Origin of the sequence: Allocoleopsis sp., from assembly GCF_036703385.1 — a bacterium.
Classification (GTDB): Bacteria; Cyanobacteriota; Cyanobacteriia; order Cyanobacteriales; family Coleofasciculaceae; genus Allocoleopsis.
Genome location: NZ_DATNPA010000789.1, coordinates 1 through 9,167, shown reverse-complemented (window position 1 = coordinate 9,167; position 9,167 = coordinate 1). Strand labels below are relative to the sequence as shown.

General features: G+C 47.7%; 6 protein-coding genes and 1 pseudogene. 3 read left to right on the top strand and 4 right to left on the bottom strand.

All coding sequences use genetic code 11. From position 1 onward, the window contains the following. On the bottom strand, nt 1-2,327 hold a 2,327-nt coding region (locus V6C93_RS36775; protein ID WP_333481648.1), incomplete at its 3' end, for a DEAD/DEAH box helicase. Between the two features lie 277 nt (nt 2,328-2,604). On the opposite strand from V6C93_RS36775, the gene V6C93_RS36770 reads away from it, so the two are divergent. Further along, nucleotides 2,605-3,774 (top strand): Gfo/Idh/MocA family oxidoreductase, encoded by a 1,170-nt coding sequence (locus V6C93_RS36770; protein WP_333481647.1) that lies wholly within the window; start codon nt 2,605-2,607, stop codon nt 3,772-3,774. Nucleotides 3,775-4,029: 255 nt separating this feature from the next. On the opposite strand, the gene V6C93_RS36765 is transcribed toward V6C93_RS36770, so the two are convergent. After that, a complete protein-coding gene (locus V6C93_RS36765) occupies nt 4,030-5,565 on the bottom strand; it encodes a glycoside hydrolase family protein (RefSeq protein WP_333481646.1) in 1,536 nt (511 codons plus the stop codon). 429 nt (nt 5,566-5,994) lie between these two features. Between V6C93_RS36765 and V6C93_RS36760 the strand changes: the two genes are divergently transcribed. Continuing rightward, nucleotides 5,995-6,378, top strand: coding sequence for a DUF4342 domain-containing protein (locus V6C93_RS36760; RefSeq protein WP_333481645.1), 384 nt, complete (start codon nt 5,995-5,997; stop codon nt 6,376-6,378). Between the two features lie 74 nt (nt 6,379-6,452). On the opposite strand, the gene V6C93_RS36755 is transcribed toward V6C93_RS36760, so the two are convergent. Further along, nucleotides 6,453-8,024, bottom strand: a complete 1,572-nt coding sequence (locus V6C93_RS36755; protein WP_333481644.1) for a hypothetical protein — start codon at nt 8,022-8,024, stop codon at nt 6,453-6,455. A gap of 167 nt (nt 8,025-8,191) precedes the next feature. On the opposite strand from V6C93_RS36755, the gene V6C93_RS36750 reads away from it, so the two are divergent. Beyond that, nucleotides 8,192-8,899, top strand: a complete 708-nt coding sequence (locus V6C93_RS36750) for a DUF4230 domain-containing protein (protein WP_333481643.1) — start codon at nt 8,192-8,194, stop codon at nt 8,897-8,899. On the opposite strand, the pseudogene V6C93_RS36745 reads toward V6C93_RS36750, so the two are convergent. Then, a pseudogene (locus V6C93_RS36745) lies at nt 8,862-9,167 on the bottom strand (hypothetical protein); the annotation flags it as partial. The gene V6C93_RS36750 and the pseudogene V6C93_RS36745 sit on opposite strands and share 38 nt — an antisense overlap.

Below are 9,167 nucleotides of genomic sequence, written 5' to 3'. Positions count from 1 at the left end.
CTGATGATTTCTCGAAGTTCTGCCACATCCAGAGAATCGCCAACAAAGGCTTTGCGCAGCAAGTTATTGGGAATGAATTCATCATATTTTTGTAATTTGGGGCATTCCTGGGAACTCGCTAAGTCATAACCTGTCAAGTCCTTTCTACAAAAGGACTTCACTTCATCCGTTAGTTGTTCCAGGCTACTTTTCCCTAACTTAACCGTCAAAAAGTACGGAGACACCCCTGCCATACTTCGGATATCCAACGTATATCTGATGAAGAAATTGAGAAAGCGTTCTAAGGTGCGGTAGGCAACTGTCCCCATCCAGGGAAAAATACAACAGGTATTTCCTTCTAACAGGAGGATATTATCCTGCTCTAATCCCGCACTTTGAGCCAGGTTTCGCACCACTTTCAATCGCTCTTTTGCTTGAGGTTGCAGGTAGGGATACTCCGTCGTTTCAAGGAGAATGCGCCTCATCCGTTGCAAAATTTTCGTATGAATAGTGCCACCGCCCCCCCGCCAAGAACTACTGGCAATTCCTTCAACTTGCTTCACGAAGGCTGTTTTTCTTTTCAAATCGACTTGCAAAACTTCCCATGTTCTACCAGCTAGAGCAAATCGATTTCCTGGTATGGGTGGTATAACAATACTGCCAATGGCTTGGGATTCGTCTCGCACCACATATTCCACGTTGTAGGGAAAGACCGCATAAAATTGGAAATTTCGGACAAGTTTTTCTCCCGTTAAACCAACAATTAACCCCCCTTTTTCTGTAAGTTGGATATGGTCAATATCGATGAGATACCGTAGCAGTTGCCGAAAATCCTCCTGGGAGATGGCGGCAAAGGGCGGTAGAGTTAGAACCTGTTGGGCAAGGGCAGGTGGGGAGAGTTCTCCCATTGACGCCAGGATACTCATCGTCTGGTGATACAGCAGACTGAAAGGGTATTGAATTGGCTGTATAGGCTCAATCCATCGTTCTTCTGCATACAGTTGAATGATGGCAATGCATTGTAATAGTTGCCAGGGAATTTGTTCAGGGAGCAATTCTTCCCCCAACGGTTCATCCTCCGTGCAAATGAACCGCATATCCGCCGGGGTGCCTCGTCTGCCGGTACGTCCCAATCGTTGCAAGAAGCTGGCAACGGAAAGTGGGGCATCGAGTTGAATTACTCGTTCTAATTGTCCAATATCAATACCGAGTTCTAGAGTGACGGTGGCAGCGGTAACAGCGGAGGTACTACCGCGCATGGCTTCCTCCGCCGCTTCTCGGAGTGGGGCAGAGATGCTGCCGTGGTGGACGTGATAAATATCGGGGCAACCTTCGGCTTGGGCAATTTGTCGCAGATTTGCGAGCGCAGATTCGGCTTGGGTACGATTGTTGACGAAGATCAGGCACTTGCTGGATTTGCTGGTGTCGAAGAGGTAGCGATAATAGGGGCTGATGCTGTCGTTGTGCTTCTTCTTTACCCCCCTAGCCCCCCGTGGTAAGGGGAGAAGTGAATTTTGCTCCTCAGGGTTGGGGGAAGCTGGACTTTGCCCCCCTAGCCCCCCAATTCTGGGGGGAACCGGACTTTTTTTTGCTTCTTCTCGCCGCCCAATTTGGGGAAGGCTGATGGCTGAGTTATCTTCGTCAGGTAGGTAAAAGTGTTCTACAGCTAGACGGACTTGCCGTTGCCCACTCGGAATCTCAGGTGTAATTACAGGTATTTTAGTCCCCGATCGCAACCATGCTTCAGCCAGTGAGTAATCGCCCAGCGTTGCTGATAAACCAATGCGACGGGGTGCCTGTTGCATAAATCGGGATAGGCGTGTCAGTTGGCAGAGAATCTGGCAACCGCGTTCAGAACCCATAAAAGCATGAATTTCATCGATAATTACAAATCGCAAATCCCCAAATAAACGAACCAGTTCCGTGTTTTTATTCAACAATAAACTTTCCAAAGATTCCGGAGTAATTTGCAGCACACCTTGAGGATTTTTCAGTAACTTTTGCTTGCGGCTTTGGGAGATATCACCGTGCCACGCCCAAACGGGAATATCGGCTTCTTTTAGTAAGTCGTTGAGGCGTTCAAATTGGTCGTTAATCAGTGCTTTAATCGGGCCGATGTAGAGTACTCCCACAGTTGCCGATGGGTTTTGGTGCAGGAGAGTTAAAACAGGGAGAAACGCCGCTTCGGTTTTCCCCGAGGCGGTACCCGCTGCAATCAACAGGTGAGCCTCGGTATCGAAAATCACCCGACAGGCTTCTATTTGAACTTGCCTTAATTCTGTCCAGCCGTGGGTGTAGATGTAATTTTGGATGAAGGGGGCAAGTCTGTCAAATGGCTGTTCGCTCATAGGATTTTAGATTTTAGATTGGATCATACCTGCCAATCATCTGAAATAGAAGAAAGAGCTTGTGGAAAGTACCCCTTGATTGATTTAATAGTTCTGCACTCTAGAATCTGTCCACAAACTCTTGTGAAGACTTAAAACTCAACCTGTCTATTCTTCCCTCTGTGTCCTCCGTGCCTCTGTGGTTTGTTAAAAAGAGACTGACAAGACACGCCCTAAACATACCCAAACAAATTTTATTGTTAGCCCTTCAAAATCCGATTTTTGAGCTTAAACGATTATGTCTTCCTCACCCACCCGATTGTCTGATTCCAATGGAACCACACAAAAACCAACGATTGGTGTCGCGGTTGTCGGTACTGGATTTGGGCAAAAAATCCACATTCCAGGTTTTCAGGAACACCCCCGGACTCAAGTTGTTGCCCTGTATCACCGCGAACTGAATCAGGCAAAAGCGATCGCACAATCTCACAACATTCCCCATACTTGCGATCGCATCGAGGATATCCTAGCCGAACCCTCGGTTTCAGCCGTCAGCATCTCAACCCCGCCGTTCCTGCATTATGAAATGGCGAAGAAAGTCCTGCAAGCCAAGAAGCATCTGTTGCTGGAAAAACCAACCACGTTAACCGCCACCCAAGCGCGGGAACTTTACCAACTCGCCTCTGGTGAAGGAGTTGTTGCCATGATGGATTTTGAATTTCGCTTCATCCCTGCGTGGCAATTGTTTGCCGAATATCTAGCCGATGGCTATGTGGGACAAAAGCGTCTGATTAAAATTGACTGGTTAGTGTCTAGTCGTGCCGACGCCTCACGCCCTTGGAACTGGTATGCTCAAAAAGACAAGGGAGGCGGAGCATTGGGTGCTGTCGGTTCTCACGCTTTCGATTACATAAGTTGGTTATTTGGCCCCGTGCGGCGGTTGTGCGCCCAACTGAGTACGGCAATTCCCGAACGCCCCGATCCCAGTGAGGGTGGCAGACTCAAGCGCGTGGATGCGGATGATACTTGTCTTCTCCTCCTGGAATTGCAAGATGGAACACCCTGTCAACTATGCATTAGTTCCGTGACGTATCAGGGACGGGGGCACTTTGTTGAAGTTTATGGCGATCGCGGTACTTTAATCCTAGGCAGCGACAATCAGAAGGATTACGTGCATGGATTCCATCTCAAAGCTGCACCGGTGGGTAAACCTCTGACGGATGTAGAAATTCCCCATCGCCTCGCCTTCTCTCAAGACTACACCGATGGGCGTCTAGCACCGTTTATCCGAGTCGTTGATCAGTGGGTACGGGGGATTGATGCCCATCAAGCAGTCACCCCCTCACTCCGAGAAGGGGTGTACTCGCAGCTATTAATGGATTTAACCCATCAATCCCATGACACGGGTAGTTGGGTAAAAGTGCCGAGTTTGGATGCGTTTCTAGCTAGTGGATTGTATGTAGGCTGATAACGCCTGAGGCAGCCTACATAGATTCTAGGTTAAGCCCTTGGTAACGTAGGCGTAGCCTTCGGGTAAGGTAACCCAACTCTTGAAAGGGATTTGTTGGGTTGCGCTATGCTTAACCCAACCTACAATTCATTGCAAGTGGGCTTGGACTTATACGGAGTTGTATTCCAAGAGCTAATTTAAATTGCTCCCCTCTCCTTGTAGGAGAGGGGTTGGGGGAGAGGTCAGTTTTAGATGTTTGAACGCATCTTGGACTCAGACAGCAGGACAAGTTCCCAGTCCCCAATCCACGAATAGATCGCGGGGATCGGTTTCCCGTAACCAACTGACAAATCGCTTGTAGTCGGCTGTTGTATACATCCCAATACACCCAGCCGTCCCTGCACTCGATTGGCGGTTCCAATCAATATGAATTTCAATCCCACTTCGTTGAGTTTGACCAGGCTCAACATACCGCAGAGGAACGGAGACTGGCCCAATCCCACTTTGATGAATTGGACCCTCATAGTTATCTGCACCACCAGCCCAAGAAATATTGCCGATATACCATTTTCCTTCTGGCAGTGGTTCGTATGAACCGGCAACACTTTCGTTACCTTTGCGGAAGAGTTGCCTGGAAGGAGAACCGGAACAAACCTCCAGTGAATCCTTTAATTGTCCATCTTTAAAATACTCAAACTTTAACTTGTAGCACCCAAAAGGGTCTTTACTCTGAGTCTTCGTGAGTCGTAGATAATTCTTACCTGAAGCAGGTGAAGTTGGAGTCGGTGCAGTTGGCTCGGCTTTAGCCGCAGTAGATTCAGTCGGAGCTGATTTAGCCGGACTTAAATCTCCCCACAACTTCTCCCAGGTTCGAGGGCCAACTCTACCATCGGCTTCAGCTAAACCAAAGTAATCTGCTTGAAACGATTTCATCGCTTCTTCAGTTTTCTTACCAAAGGAGCCATCAACTTTACCCCCGTCATACCCAATATCATTTAACCGTCTTTGCAGTTCCTTAACATCATCTCCTTCACTCCCCCGCACTAAAATACGATTCAGGATTGGTGGATTATTGACCTGGGAAATGGGCTGTCCTTTTCCAGAAACTGAAATCGATTTTCCTTGAGGAATGGCCTTATTAGTCGGTGCGATACGAAACTCTTTCGCATTCTTATATTGCTGCAACACAGCAATGAAGTCATCTTTGATAAAGGTTTCCAGAGTGAGGATTTCAATAACTTCAGAACCCCCCCAAGCCACGATGACATTTTTTTCGCCGTCCCGATAGCCTTCAAGTAAGGTAACCTTGTCTTGTGGGGAGTCCTCAACCTCAATAGGGGTTCCCTGTTCATCAGATTTTTCAAATAGCGATCGCTCACTTTTTCTGCGATCCACGAGGCCAGGAAGAGTCGTCTGTACACCGTTTTTTGTACCCTTCACCCAACGCTCAAATTCCTTGGCGGCACCGGGAAAGTCATTGGTTTTCAGTTTTTTCAATAGGGTGCTATCGGCAAATGCTCCAATGCCGACGTTATAAGAGAAGGAGACAAGCGCATCGAATTGATTCTGGTTAAGGGAAATCCCAGTGACTAATTTAGAGATTTCTTCAGCTACCTTGTCACACTCAAATTTCAGAAAAGCCTCAGCTTCCTGTTCGGTAATTTTGTCACCCAGCAGAATCTTCTGCCCATTAGGATATCGTCTCGAACCATACCCAATTGTTGGGATACCCACAGGGTCTGAATAAGCATCTAAATGGAATCCCTCCCATTTTTTAATAACACTTAAACAATTTTGGGAAATCTTCATACAGACCTGCTAATTTATGGCTAATGGAATGGAGTGCGTCTGATTAGCTAAATATATTAATTTACAGAGTGCCGGGAGTGCATCAAATTAATCAATTTGGCTCAATTGAGCAACATCCTGTGCTGTAACTCACCGCCTTGAGTACGTGTGTTATCCGGCGTTATACCAAATCCGCCTTGATAACCCCCTTTTTGCTTGAAGTCTTTTCTTTCTTCTGCCTTTTACCTTTTGCCCTTTGCCTTCTGCCTTCTTGCACTAGCCTTCCTTCTTCTGCCTTCTGCCTTCTTCAAGGGTGGCAATTCTCAATCAACACTTGTCCATTTCACCGGATTAGATCATCCTATTGCAGGAAGCTTTTTGCTTTCCCTAAGGGTAATCCTATACATAGAGAGGCTATTAAATCTTTTACCCTCTACGGAGAATCGGACAATGAACGAACCAGTAGATCGTCCTGAAGAAAAAGTCGAGTGGCTTGAAATTAATACAACAACGGGCGCTGAAAAAGTGAGAACCGTTGAAGTGGAAACAACTATCGATTCTACAGGAGTTAATACAGAGGAAAAAGTTCGTGTAGAAGAATTTAGTATCAGCGGTGATGACCTCGTTGCCAAGGTTCGAGAACTGATTCATCAAGGTAACATTCGCCGAATCACGATCAAAGCGGAAGAGGGGCGTACCCTGATTGAAATTCCTTTGACCGTTGGCGTGGTTGGTGGAGTGATTGCAGCCACATTATTTCCGGTAGTCGCAGCCGTTGGAGCCATTGGGGCACTGGTTGCTCGTCTGAAAGTAGTGATTGAGAAAGTCGAATAATTTCAACAATCTTCAATTTTAAAATAGACCTGCCCTGATTAGGGCAGGTCTTTTCAGCCGTCAAAGTGTGAGAATTACATATGAGAGAAGAACTTAAAAGAAGGCTCTCGGTAGAAGTTTAAAACTTTTTGAGCGTAGGCTGCGATCGCACCACTATTATATTGACTGGGGTCGCCGGTCATCCACCAGGAAGCTGCACGCTGCACTGCCAGAGACTCATCATTATTACTCGCTTTGTACTGCTCACTGAGGACATCGCGCATCACACACACCAGAATTGAACGAGCCGTCACCGGACTGTCCTGAAACTGTACGGGTGTCAGTTCCTTGCCGAGACATTGTTGAGACCAACGGGGGATATTTTCTGCTTTGACTTGCCAAATACCATAGAGGTCGTCATCGGGTTTGTCGGTTTCGGGAGCCACTTCTCGTAGCGCCTCCACAAATCTCCCAACTTGAGCATTGGAAATCTGGGCGGCAGCAGATGAACTGGCTGTGGGTTGCGCGGCTTGTCCCGAGGGAGCGGGTTTGGGAGGAGTAGCAGGTTGCTGAGCTTGTGAACCGGAGGATGACGGCTGGTAGAACGCTAGAACGTTCTGGGTGTAGGGAGCAGTTGAGCCACTATTGTATTGATTGGCATCGCCGGTCATCCACCAAGCAGCAGTACGTTGCACGGCTAAAGACTCATTGTTCCCACTCGCTTTATACTGCTCGTTGAATACATCGCGCATCACACATACCAAAATGGCACGCGCCGTCAAAGGACTGGCCTCAAATTGCGAGGGTGTCAGTTCTTGGGTGTGACATTGTTTAGACCAACGGGGAATATTTTCTGGTAAGATTTGCCACTCACTGACCAGACCATTATTTCCAGGTGCACGTTGCTGAGCCGCGAGTCGCAACGCTTCCACAAGCCTCCCAACTTGGGCATTGGACACTAGGGTAGAGGATGACGCTCTAGCGGAGGATTGAGGGGAAGGCTGAGGGGTGGGACGCGGCACTTGCCCCACGTTTGGAGGTTTGGGCAGAACAGAAGGCTCCGCAGCCTGCGAATTCGTGCGCTGCTTTTGGTAGAAACTCAAAACATTCTGCGTGTAAGCCGCCGTTGAGTCACTGTTGTATCGATTGGGGTTGCCCGTCATCCACCAAGAAGCCGCACGTCGTACAGCTAGGGTTTCACTGTTCCCACTGGCTGTATACTCATCGCGTAGCACGTCGCGCAGCACACACACCAAAATCTCACGGGCTTTTGGGGTGCTGGCTTCAAATTGGGCGGAGGTCAGAGCTTGTCCTGTGCAACGTCTAGACCAACGGGGGATGTTTTCTGGTAGGATTTGCCACTCACTCACCAGACCATTGTTTCCAGGAGCGCGTTGCTGTGCGGCGTCTCTAAGCGCCTGTACCAGTGCCCTCACCTGACCCTCAGAGACTTGGGCTTGCACGGGCATAGCCCAAAGCCCAACACCCATGATTACTCCACTCAGCACTAACCGTTTTGCTTGCTTAACCCACGTTGAACTCATTCGTATTACCCAGCCGTCATCTAACTCTTTTGAGAGAATTTTTACCATAGACACACTCTCAAGCTTCTCTGTCGAAAGGAAGTCGCTGTATGTTTCGCGATCGCACTTGAATGGATGTAACATTTTTCAAAATTGTTAGCTGTTAAACATTTGCATCCGGATAAAGCATGTATCTGCTTCAAAGAGGGATTGATAACCTATACTCAGCAAGTTTTTCTGAGGAAGGCATATTATTGAATACGGCGACTTGTTAATGGATGCCAATACAGCCTTGCTAGAGGAGCAACAACATGCGCGAACAGTTTCAAAAGCGTCAGATTATCAGCATCACATCGTGGCTGGTGAAAAACCTGATGCTGATGTCCACCGGCGGCATGGTGCTGATTGCACTACTATTAGGTATTGGGATGTGGCGATCGGGAACTCGCTTTTTTGATGGAATCACAGCCATTTTCAACGCCCCACCTGCAAAACCTCAAGTAGATGTACGCTCCCTCGTTGTTAGCCAAGTTCGGGGTGCGAGTGAGTTAACCACAGCCGTCTTTACGATGGAGGCTGTTGTCCCGACTCGTCAAGAGAGGAAAATCGGGCAGTATACTCTGGGCGCAACCACTCTGCTGTACATTGCTTATGGTGAAGTAAGGGCTGGGGTTGATTTAAAGGAATTAAATCCGAATAACGTAACCATCGTCAACGATACGATTCAGCTACAGTTACCGCCACCCCGTATCCTGGATAGCAAGATTGATGTAAATCGTTCGAGCGTATACGACTATGATCGCGGATTCTTAGGTTTGGGGCCAGACACAGCACCTCAGTTACAGTCACTCGCTCAACAAGAAACGCTGAAAAAAATTAAAGAGGCGGCTTGTAAAGGGAATTTGTTAGCACAGGCGAATGACCGTGCACAACTGGTCGTGGAAAAATTGTTAAATACGGCAGGATACAAACAGGTTGTCGTTAAAACGCAATCACCCTCACCTGGTAGTTGTCTTTAAAGGTTGAAGGTTGATAGTTGAAGGTTGAAGGTTGATAGTTGAAAGTTGATGGTTGATGGTTGAAGGTTGATGGTTGAAGGTTGATAGTTGAAGGTTGAAGGTTGATGGTTGATGGTTGAAGGTTGATGGTTGATGGTTGATGGTTGAAGGCTGAAGGTTGATGGTTGATGGTTGATGGTTGAAGGCTGGAGGTTGACGGTTCCAGAAGTGAACTACCCATTACCCGAAGGATTAAAGCAGTGTACGAGCCGCAATGGCTCTCAGATAA